The organism is Chitinophaga rhizosphaerae (assembly GCF_003958645.1).
In the GTDB taxonomy this organism is placed as follows: domain Bacteria; phylum Bacteroidota; class Bacteroidia; order Chitinophagales; family Chitinophagaceae; genus Chitinophaga; species Chitinophaga rhizosphaerae.
The window spans coordinates 316,339-338,969 of sequence record NZ_RXLO01000003.1 but is presented as its reverse complement, the minus strand read 5'-3'; the positions used below and the strand labels follow the sequence as shown (position 1 = coordinate 338,969).

The window sequence follows — 22,631 nt, the reverse complement described above, 5'->3', positions numbered from 1 at the left end:
ATGCGTAGCATTCATCGCGGTGGAAGGAAAATAGATAAATCGAAGCGGGAAAAATTGTACGGGATTTCAAAGTTGACAAAAGTATGTCAAACCTGTAGGATAAATGTGCGAACACACCTATCCCGCTGAAACAGGATCGCCGCGGGAAATGCATACGCCTTGGGAAGCGGGGTTTTCGACATTACAATCGGATGACAAACACACAAACAAGATTGTGAGAAAAAGAAACCGCGCAGGCCAAAGGCCCACGCGGTTACGAACAGGGATAAGACAGTAACGTTCTATTTTCTCGTCAGTTTACGGATAGCATGATTTGCCTGGTCGGCCACGTACACGTTACCATCGCGGTCTATACACACATCGGTGGGCGAATTGAGCTGCGCGCCCGCACCGGGCCCGTCGGCGAAACCGCGCGCCCCTCCGGCGATGGACACTACTTTTCCATCGGCAGACACCTTCCTGATCTTGTGATTGTTCAGGTCTGCCACGAAGATATTGCCCATCGCATCTACCGTAATGCCATACGGATCGGCGAACCTTGCACCGGCGGCATCGCCGTCGAGGTAGCCGGAGTTCCCGTCTCCCGCCACGGTGGTCGCTACTCCCGCCTGTGTCACTTTACGGATGCGGTGGTTCAGCCTGTCCGCCACCAGGATATTGCCGTCTTTGTCCAGCTCCAGCCCGCTGGGATTGCGGAACTGCGCGGCCAGACCGGTCCCGTTCGCGAAGCCGGCGGTGCCGTTCCCCGCGAGGGTGGTTACCTGCCCGTCGGTACCGATTTTCCGGATGCGGTGATTGAGGTTATCGGCCACATAAAGATTTCCTGCCGCGTCTACCACGATGTCCAGCGGCTGATTGAACTGCGCCGTTGCCACAGGGCCATCCGCAAATCCTGCGGTGCCGGTTCCGGCCACGGTGCTCACCAGGCCCGCCGGTGTGATCTTGCGGATGGCGTGGTTATCGCGGTCGGCCACGAAAATATTCCCCTGCGCATCTTCCACGGCACGCCAGGGCAGGCGGAACCTCGCCGCTGCACCCGTGGCATTCACAAATCCGGCGGTAGTGGCGCCTGCGACGGGCGTCACGTTTCCGGCCTTGATGCGGCGGATGCGGTTGTTACCACGGTCGATCACGATGACGGAACCGTCTGCTCCGATGGCCACGCCCTGCACCGTTTTGAAAAGCGCGGTGGCAATCGGCCCGTCCAACGAACCGGCCGTACCGTCGCCGGCGAGCGTGGTAACGGTATATTCCTCCGGCGGCGGAAGATAGGTGAAGGTCCCCCCGGTCGCGGAGCCCTTCGGGGTAGCAACGGTTACGGGGCCGGTGGTGCCATCCGCCGGCGTCACTACCTGCAGCGCCGTTTCCGACGCTTCTATCACGATAGCGGCTTTGCCGTTGAATTGTACGGTATTGTCCTGGCGGACCGTGCTGAAGTTCTTACCCTTGATCGTGATGATCATATTCGGGAGGCCAGACGAAGGATACACTGCCGCGATCGAAGGCGTTGCGGGCTTTTCCGCATCGTCGTCCTTATTACATGCCGCCAGCAAAGCGAATGCAGGCAGCAGGATGTATGTCAATAATTTTTTCATGCTGAAATGGATTCGGGTTATCGGGAAATGATCATCCAGGCGTTGCCGACTGCGCGGTTGGTGCCGTCGCTGGGACGGTTACGCACCTGCCAAACGTCTGCCAGCGGATGTTTGATCATGAACGTGCTGCTGCCGCCGCCGTCTACGTTCACGGCGATCGTGGAGCCGCAGGCTTTGAGCATCTGGCCCAGTTGCGTGATCGTACAACCGTTGGAATAGTAGAAACTGCGGCCGTCCACCACGATGAAATACATTTTCCCCTGTTCGTTCATACCCACGCCGGTGCGGGGTTCCACGGAAAGGTCGGTTTGCGTGAGGACCTGGTTGTTGCGGACCAGCATGGGGCCGCCGCCCAAGGCGTCTTCCAGGTCATTTTGCTTCGCCACGAAATCGTCGCGGTCGCCGATGTAGGGTTTCCCGTTTTTCAGCACGCCGATGAACGTTGCGCTGCGCGCGTTGGCCCAGGTGGTTTTGAGCACTTTCCCGTCTTTCACGTAAATGCCGCGCGGTTCGCCGGTAGACGTGTTGAAAAAATCCGCATTCACCGCCGCCATCACGCGATAGTCGGGCTTTTCCATGTACTTCGCAATATCGGGAACGGTTTGCATGGCGTATGCCGTGGCGTTGTACGGCGTTCCCGCCTGCAGAAGGATGTTCGGATGGTTGACTTCGACCTCCAGGATGAACGCGCGCATGGAATAGCCTTCGCGTGACAGGTAATGGATATCGGTTTCCCTGATGCCGGGGCTCACTTCGAACAGCGTGTCGCTGAACACCTGCGCCATGACGCCGGCGCTGTCGAGGAGGCGTTGGGTGAGGGGGCTTTTCAGGGTAACCGGCGCCTGTGCCGCGGCTTCGTCTTTCTTGCAGCCGATGAGCAGGGCGTATGCCAGCGTCATCGCCCACAACATTTTATATTTATTCCGCATAAAAATCATGTTTCAGGATTAGTAATCATCGTTTTGTTCGAGGTTGCCGTTGAGGGCGAGCTCGTTCATGGGCAGGGGATATTTTACTTCCCGGTCCATGATCCCGAGGGTGGACACCGCTTTCCCGGTGCGCACGAGATCGTACCACCTGAACCCTTCACCCAGCAATTCCTTTCTCCGCTCCAGCAACACGGCATCGAGGTAGGCGGCTTCGCCGGAAGGGTTAACAGGATTCAGTCCACGCGCGGCCCGCAGCTCGTTGAGCCGCCCCAGCCCTGCGAGCCCCTGCGCTTCCGCGCTGATCAGGTACATTTCTCCCAGGCGGGTCACCACGATGGGATCGGTGCCCGACTGGCCGCTGGGGTACTTATTGATGACGCGCAATCCCTGGAAAGTTTCTACAGACATGGCGGTGCGCTTGTCATCCGCCGAAAACATATCCATCGTTTCCTGCGTGGGCCGGTATACGTAGCTGCCTTTTACGCTGTGGGCGTAGGTGTAGAAAAGCGTGCTCACGCGGATCGAGGATTCGATGGTCAGGTTTTTGAAGGAAAATATTTCCTCGGTATTGGCCGTGGCGCGGAAGATTTTTTCGAACGCGTCCAGCGCAAACAATCCGCTGCCGATCACTTCTTCCGCCAGCGCCGCCGCTTCCGTTTTCTTGCCTTGCGCCAGCTTCACCCGCGCCATCAGCGCCTTTGCGCCCATGTTCGTCACTTTGTAATAGCCGCCGGACGTATACGCCGGAGCCTGTGCGATGGCGATTTCCAGTTCCTTTTCGATGAACGCCCAGGTTTGCGCTTCGGTGTTGCGCCTTACTTTTTCGGAAGTATTTTTTTCCAGCACCGGCACGCCGCCCCAGCGGGTGACGAGGTTGTAATAGATGAGCCCGCGGAAGAAGTGTACGATCCCTTCAATTTCCGTTTTGCGGGCGGAAGGGCTCATCCGGCCGAGGGTTTCCAGCAGGTTGTTCACCTGGTACAGTGAGGAATAATACCCGTTCCAGGCGGCGGACATGAGCCCGTTCTCGGGCCGCAGCACGTTACTGATGAAGGTATTCAGCCCCCCGTCGCTGGTAGCGCCGGAGTTGATGAGGTTGCCGCCCACGATGTCGAACGAAATGTACGACTCCGATCCGGGCGCGTTCTGCACCCTGTTGTACACGCCTGTCAAAAAGGCTTCCACGTCGGCTTCCGACAATGATTGGGTGGCTACCGCCGAATGCGATTTCACGTCCAGCATCTTGCTGCAGGATGCAACCGCGAGGCTGCCCATGATCAGTGCCGGTATCAATATTCTTTTCATGACGATGTTTGCTTCGGTTGTTTAAAAATGCAGGTTGATGCCGAAATTGAAGGAACGCGGCTGCGGCAGCACGAGGTTGTCTTCCCCGAGGAAACGCGGGTCCAGGTCGGACGACACTTCCGGATCGAGGCCGGAGTATTTCGTCCACAGCCCCAGGTTATCCGCCTGTGCATACACGCGCAAACGCTTGATATGCGCACGTTGCAGCCAGGACTGCGGCAGTTCGTATCCCAATGATACGGTCCGCAAGCGCAGGAAACTCCCGTCTTCCAGCCACCGCGACGAGTTCGCCAGGTTATGCGCCTGGTTGTAGATCGCGCGGGGAACGGTATTGCTCGTGCCCGGCCCCGTCCAGCGGGATTCGGCGATGCGCCTGAAGTTGTTCGTCCCGTTCTGCCCCAGCCTTTCCACCATGATGCGCGAGGTGGCATACACATCGCCGCCGTAGGTATAGTTGAGGAAAACCGTCAGGTCGAAATTTTTGTACCGGAAAGTATTGTTCCATCCGCCGAAGAAATCGGGATTGGAGCTGCCTACCACCTGGCGGTCGTTGATATCGATGACGCCGTCGCCGTTGAGGTCTTCGTAATGTACGTCGCCTGCGCGAACACCGGTTTTATACTGCGGTGCTGGCACTTCCTTATCGTCCTGGAAAATGCCGAGCATTTTATACACCCAGATGCTGCCGATATCTTTCCCAACCTGCAGGCCGCGGTTGCTGCCGACGGAAAGCAGATCGGTATTGCCGATGAGGGAAGTGATGCGGTTGCGGATAAAGGAGATGTTGAAATCCGACTGCCATTGCAGCTCACCAAACCGGTAATTGGCGCTCACGGCGGCTTCCAGGCCCTTATTGCGCATGGACCCGATGTTGCTCGTGATGCTGGTGAAGCCGGATGTGGCGTGAATGGGCATGTTGTAAAGGAGGTTCGTCGTGTTTTTCACGAAGTAATCCACCGTGAAGTTGAGCGCTCCTTTCCAAAGGGCGATTTCCACGCCGGCGTCGAACTGGTTGGCCTTTTCCCAGGTGAGGGCATCGTTGCCGAAACCCGTGATGGCGATCCCGCTTTTACCGTCGTAGTTAAATCCGCCACCCGTCAAAGCCTGGTACGCGTAGTTGCTCACGCCTTCCTGGTTGCCGGTAGCGCCATAGCTCATGCGCAATTTCAGATCGGTAGCGGGCATCTGCCACCAGGGCTCTTTAGATACCTGCCATCCTGCCGAAACAGAAGGAAAATATCCATAACGGTTTTCCGGTGAAAAGCGCGACGACCCGTCCGTTCTGATGGAAGCGCCCAGCAAATACCGCTCCCGGAACGCCACATTCGCACGCCCGAAATAAGATTCCATCGCGTTCCCATAAAGGTTGGTAGTAGCGTTGTTGATGACGGAAGCCGCATCCAGCACGTCGAACGAAGGTGCGGGAAAACCGTTGCCATCGATGCCGCTGGTAGAGGTCATCACCCGCTGGAACGAATGCCCGCCCAGGACGTCCAGCTTCAGCTGACCAAAAAGCTTGGAATAGGTCAGGGTATTTTCGAGGAGGATGTTCGTCATCCAGCGACGGTTATCCGCGATCCGCCCGTTGCCCGTTCCGTATGGATGTTTGGCGTTGTAGTACACATAATCGTTGGTAAGTCCAAGATCCGTACCGAAGGATGTTTTGTACGTCAGTCCTGGCAGGAGCCGCAGTTCCGCGAAGGCATTGCCGATCATGCGGTAACTTTGTAACCGCGCCACTTCTTCTTTCAATATCTGGATGGGATTGTGGTACACCAGGTCGGAAGTGCCGCCCACATAATACGAGCCATCGGGTTTGTAGGGCCGGTCGAACGGCCGTTGCGGCAAGCTGCGCCCCATCACGGTGGAGCCGAGGTTGGAGCCGGGCACGCGGTTGTTGTCCGAAAAGCTGAAGCTCAGGTTCACACCGGTGCGCAGCCAGCTGAGGGGCTCGCTGGCCAGGTTGATGCGGCCCGTGTATTTTTTCAGGTCGTTGTGGATGATGGTGCCCTGCTGGTTGAGGAACCCGCCGGAAATGTAATACGTGGTTTTATCGTTCCCGCCGGAAACGGACAGGTCCACGTTCTGCGACCAGGCTTTCCGCAGCACCAGGTCCATCCAGTCGGTATCGGGCAACCCGGGATAGGGATGGTTGATCCCCTGGATGAATTTACTGTTGCCGGGCTCGTAGCCGTATTGTTTGTTGTAATTATCGATCGCTTCGTTGGCGACTTCGAGGTAAAGTTCAGCATCCGCCATTTTGATCTTGTGCAGGTTCATCACCTCCGACATGCCCGTCCAGGCGTTGAGGCTCAGCTGGCCGGTGCCTTTCTTCCCGCTTTTAGTGGTGATGAGCACCACGCCGTTGGTGGCGCGGGACCCGTAAATGGCGGCCGACGCGGCGTCTTTCAGTACTTCGACGGAGGCGATGTCTTGCGGGTTCAACTGCGAGAGCGGGTTCATCCGTCCGCCGAAATTGAACATCCCGGCGTCGTGCGGAATGATGGGCACACCGTCGATCACGTACAGCGGCTCATTGCTGGCGCTCAGCGATCCCGTTCCGCGGACGCTCACGCGCAGCGCTGCCCCGGGCATCCCGGAAGCGGAAGAGATATTCACGCCCGGCATGCGCCCCTGCAACATTTGGTCGGGGCCTAACACCGGCCGTGCGTTCAGCTCGTCGGGCCGGAAAGTGCTGATGGAACCGGTGAGCTCCGTTTTCTTTTGGGTGCCGTATCCTACCACCACTACCTGCTGGATGTTGCGGGTTTCGCGCTGGAGGAAGATCTGGAGGGGTTTATCGTCTGCGACCGTTATGGTTTTGGAAGTGTAGCCGATGAAGGTGAACACCAGCGTGGCCGGAAGGTCTGCATTCTGCACGGCGAAGCGCCCGTTGGCATCGGTTACCGTTCCGCCGGAAGCGCCTTTCAGGGCTACGGACACACCGGGCAAAGGTTCCCTGCTGTCGGCATCGGTCACCACACCCGTCAGTTTCACGGCGGCTTTGGCCGGCTCGTCGCGGCTCATGAGGATGACGGTTTTATCGACGATACGGTACGTAAGCGGCGACCCTTCGAGGCACTTGTCCATCACTTCCCGGATCGATGCGTTCTGCATTTGCAGGGTAATGCGGCTGTTGAGGCGCGCGAGGTTCTCGTCTTTGAAAATAAAAAGGTAATCGCTTTGCTGGCGGATGATCTTGATGATGGTTTCCAGGCCGGCGTCGCGCACCTGTACGTTCAGCGGGATGTCTTGCACGCGGACGGCCGCCACAGACCGCATTCCGGCAAAGAGCGCCAGCAGTAGCAAAAGGTGCAGGGCCGGAGGGGCCTTCCGCCTCCGGATGCCCGCGCCACCGGCCGGCGCCGCGGGATTCATGCGTTTCTTCATAACATTCGTGTGTTTTAATAATGCTAAAGTATGCTTCCGGGCATGGCATGGGCAGCACGGAGGGCGTCCCCTCCGATCGGCCGCAGGCCTGCTTTTCAACTATTTTTATCGGGATACTTTGACCGTGCGCCCTTCCACCGTAAAGTGGACGCCGGCCGTCAATTCCAGAATTTTCAGCGCCGCTGCCAGGTGTTCCTGTTTCCGCATGGCGCCCGTTACATGAATTTCCTTATCGAGCCCCGGTTCGTAAGCTACATCCACATCGTACCACCGGCCCAGGTCACGCATGACGGCAGACAGTTCGTCGTTCCGGAAAGTGATGATACCGTTCTTCCAGGCCACCGCGCTTTCCATATCGCCGTCATATTGCTTCAGCGATCCGGATTTCGGGGAGAAGGCGGATTCCTGGCCCGGCCTGAGCGTCACCTGCCGGCCGCCGCCCGTCACCCGCACCGCGCCTTCGAGCAGGGCGGTCGTGAATTGCCTTTCTTCCGTATATGCGTTAACGTTAAATTTCGTTCCCAATACCTGTACCTTCATCCCGTCTACCATCACAAAAAACGGCCGCTGCACATCCGCCGCCACTTCGAAGTAGGCTTCCCCGGTGAGGGACACCAGTCTTTCCTTTCCGCCGAACGCCACCGGGTATTCCAGCCGGCTGGCGGCGTTGAGCCAGACCTTTGTGCCGTCAGACAGCCGAACACGGTACTGCCCGCCGCGCGGCGTGATGAGGATATTGCTTCCTCCAATATCTCCTTCCTCCGACGCATAGAGCAATTCCGCATCTTTCTTTTCTACGTTGCCCTCGCCGATATGTCCGTCGGCGGTTTGATCGAGCACCACGGTTTTACCGTTGCGCAACACCAGCCGTGCTTTGTTGCCGCCCGGCGCGATGTCGCCGTTGCCAACCTCGGGAATATGCACGTCCGCTCTGGCGACCGGCTGCATGGGCTGCGACTGGCGCATCAATAATGCCCCTCCAGCCAGGGTTACCGCTATGCCGCCAACGGCCGCGGCAGCGCGCCACCAGCCGATCCGGCGAACGGGCGTTGCCGGCTGCATCCGGGCGTGGATGCCGGCCAGCAGGGATTCCTGCAGCGCGGGATCGTACACGGAGATGTTCCTATCGCGGAACGCTTCCAGCAACAGCGTTTTCAGTTCCGTTGCGGGCGTATGTTCCAGGTAATGCAGCAACCAGCGGCGTTCATCGTCTGTCCAGTCCGGTTTGGCGAGCAGCTCCCGGAGATATTGTGATGGATCTTCCAATGGCGGTCAGGTTTACAGTAAATACGCAGAAATTGAAAAAAGGGGGGTTGGGGGAAGAAATATTTTTTTAGCCCAGCAGGTGCGCAACGAGCGGCGCCCCCAGTGCCAGGGCCTGCCATTCCGGCTGCAGCCGCACATATTCGCGGATGAACTGGCTGGCTTTCTGGATGTGTTCCTTCACGGTATAGTGGGAAATCTGCAGTTCGGAAGCCGCCTCGGCATAGGTGCGGCCCTGCACTTTACACAGCAGGAACACTTTCTTCCGCTGCGGCGGCAACTGTTCGATGGCTTTTTCCAGCATTTCCAACTGCAGGGAGGTATGGTCCCATCCGGGCTCTCCGGGCAGGTCGGGCAGGGATTCCAGGCCTTCCACGCGCAATTTTTCGCGCAGGTCTTTGCGGAGCCAGGAAACGGAACGGTTGTAACTCACTACGAACAACCAGTTGCCTGCGGGCTGGCCGGGTTTCAGCTGATGGCGCTTTTCCCAAAGGCGGATGAATACTTCCTGCACGATGTCTTGCGCCGCGGAGGACTCGCGCACCAGCCGGCAGATATTGGCGTATACAGACGGGAAATACGCACGGTACAGCGCATCGAATGCTTCGGTGCTGTTGTTGCGCAACGCATCTACCCATAATATTTCCTCAGACTCAGTCCAGCTCATGCGAACCCTGTTTAAACGATAATAATGCCGGAACGTGGCCCGGTTCGGCGCGCAAATTTTAGGCTTTTGGTTGATCGGTCATAAGGCCTGCCGGCAAATTAATAATAAAATAATACAAATCGCACGGGAATTGGTGCGGGCAATTTATACTGATGCAAGTTGAAAACAGATTGGGCGGTCCTGCTTCCCAATCGGATGTTTCGGAGAAGAATTCATCGCCCTTACGGCTTATACATCGACTCCACATCCTGTCGCAATTGCCATTGATCATCAATTGCGATTCATCCATTCCAATAATTATATTATAATAAATTTTCAATTACACTTTCCGCTATTTTTCTTATAATTGTTGAAAATTTATTTTTCCGGTTACAAACCAATGTGATTATCCCGAAAATGTTACCTGTGGCGGAGCAGGGGCTCCGGTAACCAAGATTTTCAGCTTAATCAATCCCCCCAATTCCAGCATTGAAATGATTTTTGCGGGAGATCAAAGTGCGGCGGGGAAGGCAACAAATAATAATATCCCAGGAGTAACCCTTACTATTACGAATGAAAAGGTAGTAAGTACGATTCTCTATTCCGGAATACTTCTGCCCGGCTTTTCGCATAGTTACAATGCTTATATATTCGGTACGATTCCGGTTACCTACAAGCATGCCGCCAGTACATCTTCCGATGCCGCCAATGTCACGTTCGTTTATAAAACACCTGCATAACTTTTCCCTCCATTAAAAAAAACAAATGAAACAATTAATCGTATTAGTGTTGTGTATATTCGCCATTACGGCCTGTAACCGCGAAGATGATACCGTGGGTAATAAATTAGGCCTGGAAGCATTGGCAGTCAAAAAAACTGATCAAAAAGGACACAGAAAGTTCCCTGATGAGAAATTGAAAGAATTGGCCCGAAATAAGGAACATATCAATCTTACCGCCGCAGATGCAAATAAAATGTTCGAAAAAATAAAGCAGCATAAGCCTTATAATGTAGATACGATGAATCTTTTCAAAACGGCTGTATACAGGTTTTATTCAAATGTTACTGTGAAAGGTAAAAAATTGATTCCCGGCGTAAAATCAGGTGCAGAAATAGGCATAAATGAAGACCTTTTTCAAGCGTTAGGCGCTGGAATTGATGCTTTAAATAAAGACCTTTCCAAAAAGGAAAAGGCAACCGAAAATATGACAGACAGCTCCATCGCTGCGGGAATAAAGGCCCAGTTGCGAAATTTCCCCAATTAAATGCAATAGTTCTCAAAACGCAAGATCCAGCCCTCAGCGAAGGGCTGGTTTTTTCTTATATCACAACATCTTAATACAAATCGCACTACTCGCGTACGAGCTGCAGTTGGAGGGAAGGGATGACCAGCGTCACGGTGGTGCCGGCGCCTGTGCGGCCGTCCCACTCGATGGTTCCGCCCAGTCCGGAGACGTTCTGGCGGAGGATGTCGAGCCCTGAGCCGGGGCGCATCCTGTCTGCCGAAAACCCGATGCCGTCGTCTTCGATCGTCAGCGAAATATCGGGCGCGGCGAATTGCAGTTGTACGATGATGCTCGTTGCCTGCGCGTGTTTCACGGCGTTCTGTATCAGTTCCTGTGCGATTCGGTACACGGTCAGTTCCACGCCGGGGTCGAACCGGAAGGGTTCCCCGAAACTGTAATACTCGATCTGCGCGGGGCAGCAGGGCGCGAGGTTGCGGCAATGCGTGTCCAACGCTTCGTTGAGCCCGTAATGTTGCAACGTTTCCGGCATGAGGCTGTGGGCTGTTTTGCGGACTTCGCGGGCGGCTTCGTCGAGCAGGGCGAGGGTTTGCAGGAAATCCGCCTGTTGCTGGGCGGGCAGTTGGTTTTGCAGGGCGCCCAGATGCAGGCGCACCGCGGCCAGGGTGCCACAAACGCCGTCGTGGAGGCTCCTGGCGATGCGGCTCCGCTCTTTTTCCTCCACGTTCATGATGAGCAATGCCTTTTGCAGGTCGTTGCTGGACCAGGGGCCCATTTCCATCCCCGCTTCTGCACCGGCTTCCAAAGCCTTCAGCAAAACCGGGTTGTAGAAAAAGTTCGGTATGTCCGCGTCTTCGCGGCGATACAGCAGTTGGGTATGTTCGCGGCCGCCAAAAACCGGGCAGTTGAAAATGGTAGCGTAATATTTTTCTTCTTCGGGCGACAGCTTCCAGGAAAAATGCACTTCAAACGGCAGCAAATCTATCTGTGAAGCGTACTGCGTGCCGTGTTTGCAATAGGCCATGGCCAATTCCACGAACTGCCGGGAAACGAAGGCGGCTTCGGGCATCTGGTGCCGGGGCGTCATGATCACGCGGGCCGCATCGTCACTTTCCACGAGGCTGAAATCGAAAACGGTGTGGAGGATGGGAAGGTAACGCTGGATGCGGAACATCCCCTCCCGCACATTTTTACTGTAACGGTAGAGTTGCCCCACGATCCCCAGTGCGTCGAGGTTCGAGACATGGCCGATGTGCAACCCGATATGCGGATCGCCGGTGACGCGCACCGCCGATTCGAAAAAACCGGACAGCATCCGCAAGGTAACCGGGTGCTGAAAAATTTCCAGCGCTTCCGGATCAAACCCGGCGTCCTGGACGATCTGGTCTACCGGCCATCCGAGCTTTTCGCAGTAAATCAGGAGGATGTTCAACGCCTCAACGGTGGTTACCTGCGTGTCCATGCATTATTTAGATTTGGAATTTTAGCTGCTTCCCGGGAATACGTCTGCCGAAAGGCAATAAAAATAGGCAATCTTTTCTTAAAAGCCCGCGCCCGGAAGCGTATGGCTTCCGGGCGACGAACAAAAGATCAGAATGGCGGTAACCGGATCAGTTCTTGTGGAGTTTTTGCAGGATCGTGAGCGAATTCTCCGCGTAACGCACTACTTTATAACCGGTTTTGTTTTCCAGGGTGATGATGTAGGTATTGATGCCTTCGGCCTGGAACTCGCGGATGTAGCGGATTTCGTGGCCGGGGCATTTCTTCATCAGCTTTTTGATCGCAGGCAGCGGCAGCGATGCGTCGGTCACGAAGCGGGAAGTGGCGAGCAGGTTGCCGGAAGCGTCATAGTAAGACTTCTCTCCCATAATGGTGTAAGCAGCTTTATACATGAGGCCGGTTCCAGGAGTTGCGGCATTGGCTGTGGAAGCACCGAAAGAAACGATTACTGCGGCAAGAATGGCGATGAAAGTTTTCATGTGAATGTTTTTTATGTGATTAACGTTGTTGTTTGTTTGACGATTCAAAAGTATGAACGGTTCCAAACATCCTAAAACGAATAGTTATCAGCGGATGAACGGCAAATCAAAACACCCGAAGTGTCCGTTTTTGTACAGACCGGACAATGGGGCCAATTTACGCCAAACCCTTACTGGCAGCCTATTACAACGAAAAAGCCCGTCTATTCGACGGGCTTCCGGGCCCAAAGGCCTTCAAAACCGGCTTAGGGCTAACTGGTTTGGGCTATGCGCCGTTTTTTAAAACCGGACGATCCGCGCCCGGAATCGGACATCGCCCCCGGTCAAATAGCCGGATCAGCGGAAAACCAGGTGACGTGATGTGCCTCCCAGGCCGCAGGGACTTCCAGCCAGAAAACGAAATTTCTCAATACCAGCATGCATTTCAGCGTTCCAAACCAATCACGGCCATCCGGCAGCCCGTAAACACATCCCATAACTAAAACAGCCCGCGGCCAGACGGCCGCAGGCTGTTGCTATGTATGATTCATCCTTACATATCGAATTTGATGCCCTGTGCCAAAGGCAGCTTCTTTCCGTAGTTAATGGTATTGGTCTGGCGGCGCATGTACGCTTTCCAGGCGTCGCTGCCGCTTTCCCGGCCGCCGCCCGTTTCCTTTTCGCCGCCGAAAGCCCCGCCGATCTCCGCGCCGCTCGTGCCGATGTTGACGTTGGCGATACCGCAGTCGCTCCCGGCGCAGGAAAGGAATTGTTCCGCTTCGCGGAGGTTCAGCGTCATGATGGCAGACGACAAGCCCTGGGGTACATTGTTCTGTATCTCGATCGCTTCATCGATCGTGGAGAACGGCATGATGTATAAAATCGGTGCGAAGGTTTCGGTCTGCACGATCGGGAAATCGGGCCGCACTTCGGCGATGCAGGGCTTCACGTAGCAACCGCTTTCGAAGCCGGCGCCTTCCAGCACACCGCCTTCCACGATGAACCGGCCGCCCTGTTCCCTGCAGGCGGCAATGGCCTGGAGGTAGCTTTCCACGGCGGCTTTGTCGATCAGCGGGCCCACGTGATACTGTTCGTCGAGCGGGTTGCCGATCCGGAGCTGGCCGTAGGCTTTGACGAGTTTTTCGCGGAAGCGTTCGTACACGTCTTTGTGGACGATGAGCCGACGGGTGGTGGTGCAACGCTGGCCCGCCGTGCCCGCCGCGCCGAATACGGTGCCGATGAGCGCCATGTCGAGGTCTGCATCTTTGGAAATGATGACCGCGTTGTTGCCGCCCAGTTCCAGCAGGCTCCGGCCGAAGCGCCCGGCCACGGTAGCCGCAACTGACTGCCCCATCCTGGAGGAGCCGGTGGCGGATACGAGCGGCACGCGCCCGTCTGCCGACATCCACATACCTGCTTCGCGGCCGCCGGAAAGGAGGCAGCTCACGCCTTCGGGGACGTCGTTCCTTTCGAACACTTCCGCTACGATGCGTTGGCAGGCAACAGCCGACAGCGGTGTTTTTTCACTGGGCTTCCAGATGCAGACGTCACCGCAAACCCAGGCGAGCGCTGCGTTCCAGCTCCATACCGCCACGGGGAAGTTGAACGCGGAAATGATCCCCACGATCCCCAGCGGATGCCATTGCTCGTACATGCGGTGCTGCGGGCGCTCGCTGTGCATGGTGAGGCCGTATAACTGGCGGCTCAATCCCACCGCGAATTCGCAGATGTCGATCATCTCCTGCACTTCTCCCAAACCTTCCTGGAGACTTTTCCCCATTTCATAGCTGACCAGCCTTCCGAGCGACTGCTTCTTCTCGCGCAGTGCGTCCCCGATCTGCCGTACTACTTCACCGCGGCGGGGGGCCGGCACTTCGCGCCACTTGCGGAAGGCGGCTTCCGCCGTTTTCACCAGATATTCATATTCCGCCGCCGATGCGCCGGTTACCGTGGCGATGAGCTTTCCGTCTACCGGCGAATGCGAAGCGATATCGGCCCCTTCGCCCGCTTGCCATTGGGTGCCGGTGCTCACGCCCGACTGCCGCGTCAATATCCCTGTTTCCTGTAAAAAGTCCATTAGTGTTTATTGGTTTGTGAAGAATAGGTGCTTTCGAAGATCCGGTTGGCGTTGGCGGCTTCGAACCCCTCGCGCCGGTGCACCCTTTGAATGTCTTGCGTAGCCAGGTGCGCGAAAGCCGGCAACACCCGTCGTTCCGCGAATTCCACATACGACCCCGCGATCCGCGCCGTTTCCCCGTTCGCGAATTCCGCGCCGATCATCCCGGCTACGGTGGAGCTTTGGAGGAGCAATCCATCGGGACTTTCCTTGTACTTCCCCCCGGAATCGTTCAGTACGAGCCCGTGTTTCTCCAGGAATGCGTTGAACCGGCCGATGTCGTTATACCCTTCCGGCAGGTTATGCACGCTGATGGTGAAATGATTGAGGTAATAGCGATTGTAGATCGCCCAGGACGCGTACTCGCTTTCAGCCGCCAGCGCGCGGAAATCTTCCAGCGAAGGAAGGCGCCAGAGGCCGCTGTGCAGGAATTCATCCACGGCGGACGCACTGTCCAGGTCGAGGGAAAGCACCGGGTCGGCGGTTACTTCGTTGGTATAGCTATGAATGATCTGCTGCACGCGTTCAGACAAATCGCCCACCCGCAATTCGCTGATGAAAATACGCGGCAGCGCGGGATCGGGCGGCGCATACCAGTAAGCGTTGAGCTTTTTTTCGGCAAAATGGTAATAATCGCGGCGGGTGTAGCCGTGGTGAAGGAAAATCCTTTCGAGCGACTGAATCCCCAAATTCGGAACGCCCATCGTGCGGAAAGCGATATGATCGTTCTCGATTTCGTTGCCGTGGCGGATAATGCCTTCGGCGATCATGGCCGATACGACTTTATCCACATCCGGAACACGTTCCCGATAGCGGCGCATGAGGCCGTCGAGGATGAGCTGGAGGGTTTGCATGTTGATCATATTAAAGTGATAATGCGGTTAAGGCTTCGTCGAGATGGCGGACCATATCCGCGGCGTTCTGTTTGCTGAAAACCAGCGGTGGCTTGATCTTGAGCACGTTATACAGCGGCCCGTCGGTACTGAGGAGAAAACCTCTTTCCTTCATGCTTTCCACGAGGGCATTGATTTCCGCGACGGCGGGCTCTTTGGTTTGCCGGTCTTTCACCATTTCCGCGCCCACGAACAATCCATGCCCGCGAACATCGCTGATGACGGGATGCTTGCCCATCAGCCCGCGCAAACCCTCCATCAGGAAGTTCCCCGTTTCCAGCGCGTGCTGCTGCATGTTTTCGGACTGGATGACGTTCAATACCGCGCGCCCCGTAGCCATGGACACGGGGTTGCCCCCGAACGTGTTGAAATATTCCATGCCGTTGTTGAACGCATCCGCGATCTCTTCGGTAACTACCACGGCCGCCAGCGGATGGCCGTTGCCGATCGGTTTGCCCAGCACCACGATATCCGGCTCCACGTTCTGCAGCTCGAAGCCCCAGAACTTTTCGCCCACCCTTCCGAAACCGACCTGCACTTCGTCGGCGATGCAAAGGCCGCCCGCTTCGCGGACGAGGCGGTAGACTTCCTGGAGGTAACCGTCGGGCAGGGGGATTTGTCCGCCCACGCCCAGCAGTGTTTCGCAGATGAAGGCGGATATTTTGCCGGGGTTTTCCGTCAGTATTTTTTTCACGCTTTCGGCGTATTTCACGCCGGCCTGCGGATCGTTGTACCCGAACGGACCGCGGTACAGATCCGGCGAATCGGCTTTATGGATGTAGGGCATCTGCCCGAAGCCGCCTTTCCCGTCGAATTTATACGGGCTCATTTCGATGGCTACGGTAGAAGTGCCGTGATAGGCGTGATCGAGCACCATAACGTCTTTCCGGTTCGTGAAATGCCGGCTCATGCGGATCGCCAGGTCGTTGGCTTCGCTGCCGGAATTCGTGAAGTAGCAGACTTTCAGTTTCGACGGCAGCGTGCGGGTCAGCTCTTTCCCGAATTCCACCAACTGATCGTTCAGGTAGCGGGTGTTGGTGTTCAGCGTGGCGATCTGGCGCTGCATCGCTTTCACCACCACGGGATGGCAATGGCCCACGTGGCTCACGTTGTTCACGCAATCGATGTAGGTATCGCCTTTATCGTCGTAAAGATATTGCAGTGCGCCTTTGACGATCTTCAGCGGTTTTTTGTAGCTGATGCTGAGGTTGCGGCCGATGAACTGGTGGCGCTCTTTCAACAGCGGGCTGTAATCCACATCCGGTTTTACCAGCGCCGGCATGCCGCAGGATTTGCGGAACACGTCGGCCGCTTTCACGGGATTGATGCGGATAAGTTTTTCCAGTAGCTCCCAGGCATGGCGCTCCGTCACGAAATGGTGGCCGTTGTCTGACCCGTTCGCAGACTGCCAGGCCGATTGCGTAACGCTGATGCAGAGCCGTGCGGCGATGAGGTAATAGATCAGATCCACTTCCTGTTCGGTGAGCGGATAAGCGGAATGGTACCCTTCCACCACCCAGGCAGCGGCCTGCAGCGGGTCTTCCGTGTTCAGCATGGCGTAGGTGCAGGCGATGGCGACGTTATTGACGAGGGCGGAATAGACCATGTCCCCCAGATCGATCAAGCCACTCACTTCGCCGTTTTTCACCAATACATTGTAATCGTTGGCGTCGTTGTGAATGCAGGCATGCCGCAATGCGCTGAGCACCGGCAGCACTTCCGTTTCGAACGCCAGGAGAAAATACCCCGCGATGCGGCGCTTCTCCGGATCGGTGATGCAATGCAGCTGCCGGTTGGCGTCTGCGGCGGTGTTTACGTCCCATACATATGGCCGGTGGAGCGCGTCGTGCTGGAAATCCTGCAGCGATTCGTCGGTTTTGCCGAGAAACTGGCCGAGGCCGATGTAGAGGGATTTCGGTTTATCTTTCACATGCACCCAGCAATCGCCGTCGAGCCAGGTGAGGATGCGGACGTTGTATTGTTTGCCGTTATTGAAAACGGGTGTGAGTTCCTGTCGGTTTTTATTCCGGAGGATTTGCTGGAACTTCATGACCACAGGGCTCACGGTGAGGTGATCGAGCAGGCGGAGTTGGGCGTCGAGGAAGGAATACGGCTTCTCTTCGCCCGTGATCTTGAGGATGAACTTCCGGCCAGACGCATCTACGATTTTGTAATTGTACTCGTCGTACCCCTGGAGTGTCTCCACTTCCACCGCAAGCAGGTAGTTCTTCTGCACCAGCTGCTGCACTTCGTTTGCTGTGAATTGCATGTTCGTTACTTGTTTTTCAATATCATTAAGAGATGCGCCGCAGACCAGCTGAAATTCCTGGCATTCAGTCCTTTTCCGGAAAGCGGGTGATAGTTTTCATATATCGGCTGGTCTGCCAGCAGCCCTTCGGCGCCGGTCAGCAACTTCGTTTCAAGTGCTGCGGCCAGTTTCCGGTAGCCATATCTGCGGAGGCCTTCCGTCCCGAAAGCAAACTGGTCCAGCCAAACGGGCCCGCGCCAGTATCCGTCTTCGGGGTCGAATGCGGGATGGTCGATAGAAAGGGTGGGTAGCGGCACGCGGGCATTGAATTTCTTCGCGTCCTCCATTTTCGATTTGACGGCGGCGGCCTGCGCGGTTGTGGCGATCCCCGCCCACAGCGGGATCCATCCTTCCGGCCCGTCTACCGGCACATGTTTCGGCGCCCCCAGCATCCGGTCGCGGAAATACCCGGCCGGCGCGTCATAAAAGCGGTCGCCGATCCCGCGCTTCAATTCCAGGGCTGCTTCCGTGAAATGATTCCGCTCTCCGGCTATGGCACCCAGTTTGGCGAGGTACACTTTCTCTGCATAGAGGTAAGCGTTCAAATCGACGCTTTCCTGGTTGAGCGACCATGCCGCAGCATTATTCTTCAGCATCACCGCGCTATCGAACCGGACAGCGTTGTCCATCCCGCTTTCCCAGGCTGCGGCGATGCGCGTACCATCGGTGGAGCCATATTCGCACAAGCCGTTCCCATCGTGATCGCGGTGTTTATACCACCATTCGTGGTAGCGGACGAGCTTCGGCCACATTTCACGGACGAAAGCCGTGTCTTTCGACGCACGAAATACTTCCCAAACGCCCCATGCGGCCAGCGGCGGCTTTGTATCGCGCCAGTTGTTTTCGGATTTATCGGCGTAAATGCAATCGGCGATCATCCCGTGCGCATCCTGGTAATCGAACATGCTGCGGATGTTGTTTTTCGCCAGCTCAGGGAAGAACGTGGCGATGCCGGCCGCCTGTTTCCAGCTGTCCCAGCTCCACACACCGTAAAAGCCCTGGTAATTGACAGAAGGAAAAACGCCATCGTGCAAAATATCCCTGGATGCGCTGCGCCAGTTGGTCATGAGCGTAACGATGCCTTTTACGGCGAGGCGTTTTTCATCGCCAGACAGGCGCTTCGTTCCTGCAAAGTATTTCGACAGATAACCGTTCCAACGGGCGGTGTTCTTTTTCAGTTCCGTATTGAAATCGTATTGATTGTTGGGATGATTTCCATCCGGCGCGAACGAGTGGCGCTGGGTTTGATCGAAAACCGCACCCGGCCGAAGGCTCGTTTTCCATACCGCGGCGTACCGCAGGCTGTCGGCGTACGTGGAATCGGCGGAAGGCCAGGCGATGGAGAACCGCTGTCCTTCCAAACCCGTATTTTTCACTTCCATCCCTTTCACCCTGCCGAAATATTCCACCTGCAATTGCAACGGATTCCCGCTGTGGTTGCGGATGTGCGTATGCAGCAGGGCTTCCCGTCCGGACACGAAAATGAGTTGCTGGCGAATGGAAATGTCTTTCCATACAAACGACTGCTCCAGCATGCCCGGGAAATAATGAATATCGGCTTTCGCCCCCGCGAAATCGCGTTTTTGTCCATTTACTGCTACTGCCAGGCGGGAAACGGCACCGGAAAGCCAGCGGCCGTTCATATCCATCACCAGTGGCCCCACGAAAGCGCCATAATCTTTCGGCTGCAGCGGCAACGCGTACGCATGCCAGGCGCCCATGTCGCTGAACACGTTCTGCTCAATGCGCTTGCCTTCCGGCGGATCGGTGCGGAGATTGAGCACGTCTGGAAAAAGGGCGCGCTGTCCGAACGCGCCCGGTATTACACCTATCGTCAATATGAAGAAAAATATTTTTTTCATTGGGCAGCCGGTCGAAGGATGAACGAATATTGATAATCGCGGTACGGCAGCATGTATTCCGCATGCGGCGTGGCGCCCCAGGAGTTGTCGCCGCCAACGCCCGACTGTTTGTAATCGATGTTCCACCACACGAGATCGTCGTTGGTCATGGAACCGCCGTGCACATTTTCCGGGGCATGCCGGTCAAATTCCAGGCGGTTCATGTCGAAATGCAATACGCCCGTACAGATGAGCGGCAGGCCGTATGCAGCGAGGCCATGGCCCTGCGCATCCGTGAGGGCGATATGACGAACGTCTGTCCGGTAGCCGCTTTCCTGCGCGCGGGCATACGGATGGAAAAGGCTATCGGCCTTCATCCGGTACCACCCGACGGCAGCGGCGGTTTTGCGGTCTTCGTAGTTATCGAAGGGCCCGCGTCCGAACCAGGACACGTTTTCGAATTTCCCTTTCAGCAACACGCGCATGCCGAACCGGGGCAGCTCGGGCTGGAAGGATTTCCCGGCTTTCATCTCCACTTCCACCTGCACGGAACCATCCTCCATTACGCGGTATTGCGACTGATACACCGCATCCACCGCCGGGAGCCGGTGTTGCGCCCGGACCACCGTTGCGCCTTCGGCATCTTTTTCCACACGGATGAATGCAAGCTGTGCGGAATGCAATACGTCTTTCCACACTTCGCACCGCATCTGCTGGCTATTGCCGATGTCATTGTCCGTCGCGGCGCGCCAGAAATGGGGCTCCAGGGGCGACAGTAACATTTCTTCGCCACGCAGTACATATTGCTTCAGCCAACCGGATTTTTTATCGAATGTCACCTCGAAATCCTTACCACTGAAGCGGATCGATTGTTCATTCCCTGTATATGTAGCAGACCGGCCGTTCAGTACCGGCGCCTTAAAATCTTTCGGGGCCAGGGGCAGCTGCTCCCAGGCCGCGAGATGCCCGGCAGGCACGAGGGGCGCGGCTTCGCGGGTGCGGGCCTCCACCGTCAGGAAGTATTCGGAAGTGCCGTCCATCGGCGGCAACGGGAAAGAAAGGGTTTTCGTGGAACGGGGCGCCACATCCACCGGCCCCCACTTCCCTTCCGCGATCTTCTCACCGTTACGCGTTACCGACCAGGAGAAATCGAATGCATCGAGGTCTGTGAAATCGAGGCGATTGGTCAGCTGGATGGAATTTGCGGCCATCGGGACCGGTGCGAACGTCACCGGCTGGATCACTTTTTTGAATTCGAACGCCTGCGGATGCGGGGTGCGGTCGGCGGCGAAAAGTCCGTCGGCACAGAAGCTCGTATCGCTGGTGGCGCCTACGTTCCCCATATCGCGGCCATAGGCCCAGATATCGCGTCCCTGTTTGTCTTTCGTTTTAAAAGTCTGATCGGAAAAATCCCAGATGAACCCGCCCTGCAATTGGGCATGCTTGTACATGAGGTCCCAATAATCCTGGAGATTGCCGCCGCCGTTGCCCATCATGTGTGCATATTCGCACTGGATGTACGGCCTGTCGCGCCAGCGGCGCACATATTCCAGCATCGTGGCGGTGGATTTGTACATCGGGCAAATGATGTCGGTGTACGCATTGCGCTCCGCGGATTCGTACTGCACGGGGCGCGTATCGTCTTTCGATTTCAGATATTGGTAAGTGGCGATGAAATTCTCCCCGAAACCGCTTTCGTTCCCGAGGCTCCAGGTGATGATGGAAGTATGGTTCTTGTTCGCCTCGAACATCCTGCGGGTGCGGTGCAGGTAGGCTTCTTTCCATTCCGGTTTGTCGGACAGCGTTTTCGACGGATGGAAATACATCCCGTCGCATTCGATGTTCGCTTCATCCACCACGTACAGACCGTATTCATCGCACAACCGGTACCAGTCGGGGCTATTGGGATAATGGCTCGAGCGCACCGCATTGATGTTGTATTGTTTCATCAGGCGGATATCGTCTACCATACTTTGTACCGTAATAACTTTCCCGGTGTGCATATCGTGCTCATGGCGGTTCACGCCTTTGATTTTCACGGCCACACCGTTGACGAGCAGGAGCCCGCCGCGGACCTCCACCGTCCGGAATCCCGTTTTCTGCGCGATGCTTTCCACGATCCGGCCATTTTTATCGAACTGGGAAATGAGCAGTGTATAAAGATGGGGATGCTCCGCATTCCAGCTTTTTACATGGCGCAGGCCGGTTTCGAAATGGTAACGGGTTTGTTGTTGCAGCGGTTGTTGTTGGCGGAAGACGGGTTTTCCGTTTGTATCGAACAATTTAATTTCCAGCCGGCCTCCCGGTGCGGGGGCGTTCATCGTCACATCCAGTTGAAAAATTCCGTTTTGATAAGTACTGTCCAGCAGCGATTTCACGAAAAAATCCTGCACACCTGCGGGCGGCCTTGCGATCAGTTCCACGCTCCTTTCGATGCCCGACAGCTTCCACATGTCCTGCCCTTCGAGATATGTGGCGTCGCTGAACCGGAACACCTGGATGGCGATCGTGTTTTCCCCTTTGCGGAGGAATTTCGTGACGTCGAATTCTGCGGCGGTTTTACTGTCTTTGCCCAGGCCCACGTACTTTCCGTTCATCCAGCAATAAAAAAACGAATTGACGGCGCCCATCCGCAGCACGATGCGTTTGCCATTCCAGTTGTCCGGTACCCGGAAACTCCGGCGATAGGAACCCACGGGATTATCGTTTTCCGGCGGGAAAGGCGGGTTCACGGGAATGGGGTATTCCACGTCCGTGAAAATGAACCGGTCGAAGCCTTGCGTTTGCCAATGCGCCGGCACTTTGATTTCCTTCCAGTTTTTCACGTCGAAGGCGTCGGAGAAAAAGCTGTCTGGCCGCTGCGCGGGATTGGGGGAAAGATGGAAGCGCCACATTCCGTCGAGCGGCAATACGTTCGGCGAAGCTTTCCGCGCGATGGCGTCTGCTTCGGAAGCGGCCGGGATGAACGAGGCGCGCGGCGCCAGGGTGTTTTCGGTTTGAACGGCCGGGTTTTGCCAGGGTTGTTGCGCCCTGGCGGCCGATAAAAGGAAGCAAATCATGCCGATGCTCCATCCGATGCGATATTTCATGCTTTCCGTGCTAATGGTGAAAAAGGCGCCGGCGCGGGTTGAAGCGCGCCGGC

General features: G+C 56.3%; 14 protein-coding genes. 1 reads left to right on the top strand and 13 read right to left on the bottom strand.

Annotated elements, in window-relative coordinates:
* Positions 1 to 281: 281 nt before the first annotated feature.
* The 6 genes from EJ361_RS08540 to EJ361_RS08515 form a co-directional block, all read right to left on the bottom strand.
* Positions 282 to 1,595 carry an IPT/TIG domain-containing protein gene (locus tag EJ361_RS08540; protein ID WP_126245073.1) on the bottom strand — a complete coding sequence of 438 codons (1,314 nt, stop codon included), beginning with the start codon at positions 1,593 to 1,595 and terminating at the stop codon, positions 282 to 284.
* A gap of 17 nt (positions 1,596 to 1,612) precedes the next feature.
* Positions 1,613 to 2,524 (bottom strand): phosphodiester glycosidase family protein, encoded by a 912-nt coding sequence (locus EJ361_RS08535; RefSeq protein ID WP_164714136.1) that lies wholly within the window; start codon positions 2,522 to 2,524, stop codon positions 1,613 to 1,615.
* An 18-nt stretch (positions 2,525 to 2,542) separates the two neighbouring features.
* Positions 2,543 to 3,829 carry a RagB/SusD family nutrient uptake outer membrane protein gene (locus tag EJ361_RS08530; RefSeq protein ID WP_126245071.1) on the bottom strand — a complete coding sequence of 429 codons (1,287 nt, stop codon included), beginning with the start codon at positions 3,827 to 3,829 and terminating at the stop codon, positions 2,543 to 2,545.
* 21 nt (positions 3,830 to 3,850) lie between these two features.
* Complete coding sequence (locus tag EJ361_RS08525; RefSeq protein WP_126245070.1) at positions 3,851 to 7,219, bottom strand: TonB-dependent receptor; 3,369 nt, start codon at positions 7,217 to 7,219, stop codon at positions 3,851 to 3,853.
* A 105-nt stretch (positions 7,220 to 7,324) separates the two neighbouring features.
* The gene (locus EJ361_RS08520; protein ID WP_126245069.1) at positions 7,325 to 8,485 is read right to left on the bottom strand and encodes a FecR family protein; all 1,161 of its coding nucleotides are present in this window, start codon (positions 8,483 to 8,485) and stop codon (positions 7,325 to 7,327) included.
* A 67-nt stretch (positions 8,486 to 8,552) separates the two neighbouring features.
* Entirely contained in the window at positions 8,553 to 9,149 is a 597-nt protein-coding gene (locus EJ361_RS08515; protein WP_126245068.1) for a sigma-70 family RNA polymerase sigma factor, read from the bottom strand.
* A 744-nt stretch (positions 9,150 to 9,893) separates the two neighbouring features.
* Here EJ361_RS08515 and EJ361_RS08510 point away from each other — a divergent pair.
* Positions 9,894 to 10,394 (top strand): hypothetical protein, encoded by a 501-nt coding sequence (locus EJ361_RS08510; protein WP_126245067.1) that lies wholly within the window; start codon positions 9,894 to 9,896, stop codon positions 10,392 to 10,394.
* Positions 10,395 to 10,479: 85 nt separating this feature from the next.
* On the opposite strand, the gene EJ361_RS08505 is transcribed toward EJ361_RS08510, so the two are convergent.
* From EJ361_RS08505 to EJ361_RS08475, 7 genes are all read right to left on the bottom strand, one after another.
* A complete protein-coding gene (locus EJ361_RS08505; protein WP_126245066.1) occupies positions 10,480 to 11,835 on the bottom strand; it encodes an AraC family transcriptional regulator ligand-binding domain-containing protein in 1,356 nt (451 codons plus the stop codon).
* Positions 11,836 to 11,983: 148 nt separating this feature from the next.
* Complete coding sequence (locus tag EJ361_RS08500; RefSeq protein WP_126245065.1) at positions 11,984 to 12,352, bottom strand: hypothetical protein; 369 nt, start codon at positions 12,350 to 12,352, stop codon at positions 11,984 to 11,986.
* Between the two features lie 532 nt (positions 12,353 to 12,884).
* Complete coding sequence (gene amaB, locus EJ361_RS08495) at positions 12,885 to 14,408, bottom strand: L-piperidine-6-carboxylate dehydrogenase (protein ID WP_126245064.1); 1,524 nt, start codon at positions 14,406 to 14,408, stop codon at positions 12,885 to 12,887.
* Positions 14,408 to 15,310 carry a DUF1338 domain-containing protein gene (locus EJ361_RS08490; protein WP_126245063.1) on the bottom strand — a complete coding sequence of 301 codons (903 nt, stop codon included), beginning with the start codon at positions 15,308 to 15,310 and terminating at the stop codon, positions 14,408 to 14,410. The genes amaB and EJ361_RS08490 overlap by 1 nt, the downstream gene beginning before the upstream one ends.
* A gap of 1 nt (position 15,311) precedes the next feature.
* Positions 15,312 to 17,609, bottom strand: coding sequence for an aminotransferase class III-fold pyridoxal phosphate-dependent enzyme (locus EJ361_RS08485; RefSeq protein WP_126245062.1), 2,298 nt, complete (start codon positions 17,607 to 17,609; stop codon positions 15,312 to 15,314).
* A 5-nt stretch (positions 17,610 to 17,614) separates the two neighbouring features.
* Entirely contained in the window at positions 17,615 to 19,510 is a 1,896-nt protein-coding gene (locus EJ361_RS08480; protein ID WP_126245061.1) for an MGH1-like glycoside hydrolase domain-containing protein, read from the bottom strand.
* A complete protein-coding gene (locus EJ361_RS08475; RefSeq protein WP_126245060.1) occupies positions 19,507 to 22,578 on the bottom strand; it encodes a glycoside hydrolase family 2 TIM barrel-domain containing protein in 3,072 nt (1,023 codons plus the stop codon). The genes EJ361_RS08480 and EJ361_RS08475 overlap by 4 nt, the downstream gene beginning before the upstream one ends.
* Positions 22,579 to 22,631 lie beyond the last annotated feature (53 nt).

Excerpts from the sequence above, each read along its gene's own strand:
- EJ361_RS08540 (WP_126245073.1), bottom strand. The coding sequence starts at position 1,595 with ATGAAAAAATTATTGACATACATCCTGCTGCCTGCATTCGCTTTGCTG.
- EJ361_RS08535 (WP_164714136.1), bottom strand. The coding sequence starts at position 2,524 with ATGCGGAATAAATATAAAATGTTGTGGGCGATGACGCTGGCATACGCC.
- EJ361_RS08530 (WP_126245071.1), bottom strand. The coding sequence starts at position 3,829 with ATGAAAAGAATATTGATACCGGCACTGATCATGGGCAGCCTCGCGGTT.
- EJ361_RS08525 (WP_126245070.1), bottom strand. The coding sequence starts at position 7,219 with ATGAAGAAACGCATGAATCCCGCGGCGCCGGCCGGTGGCGCGGGCATC.
- EJ361_RS08515 (WP_126245068.1), bottom strand. The coding sequence starts at position 9,149 with ATGAGCTGGACTGAGTCTGAGGAAATATTATGGGTAGATGCGTTGCGC.
- EJ361_RS08510 (WP_126245067.1), top strand. The coding sequence starts at position 9,894 with ATGAAACAATTAATCGTATTAGTGTTGTGTATATTCGCCATTACGGCC.
- EJ361_RS08505 (WP_126245066.1), bottom strand. The coding sequence starts at position 11,835 with ATGGACACGCAGGTAACCACCGTTGAGGCGTTGAACATCCTCCTGATT.
- EJ361_RS08500 (WP_126245065.1), bottom strand. The coding sequence starts at position 12,352 with ATGAAAACTTTCATCGCCATTCTTGCCGCAGTAATCGTTTCTTTCGGT.
- amaB (WP_126245064.1), bottom strand. The coding sequence starts at position 14,408 with ATGGACTTTTTACAGGAAACAGGGATATTGACGCGGCAGTCGGGCGTG.
- EJ361_RS08490 (WP_126245063.1), bottom strand. The coding sequence starts at position 15,310 with ATGATCAACATGCAAACCCTCCAGCTCATCCTCGACGGCCTCATGCGC.
- EJ361_RS08485 (WP_126245062.1), bottom strand. The coding sequence starts at position 17,609 with ATGCAATTCACAGCAAACGAAGTGCAGCAGCTGGTGCAGAAGAACTAC.
- EJ361_RS08480 (WP_126245061.1), bottom strand. The coding sequence starts at position 19,510 with ATGAAAAAAATATTTTTCTTCATATTGACGATAGGTGTAATACCGGGC.
- EJ361_RS08475 (WP_126245060.1), bottom strand. The coding sequence starts at position 22,578 with ATGAAATATCGCATCGGATGGAGCATCGGCATGATTTGCTTCCTTTTA.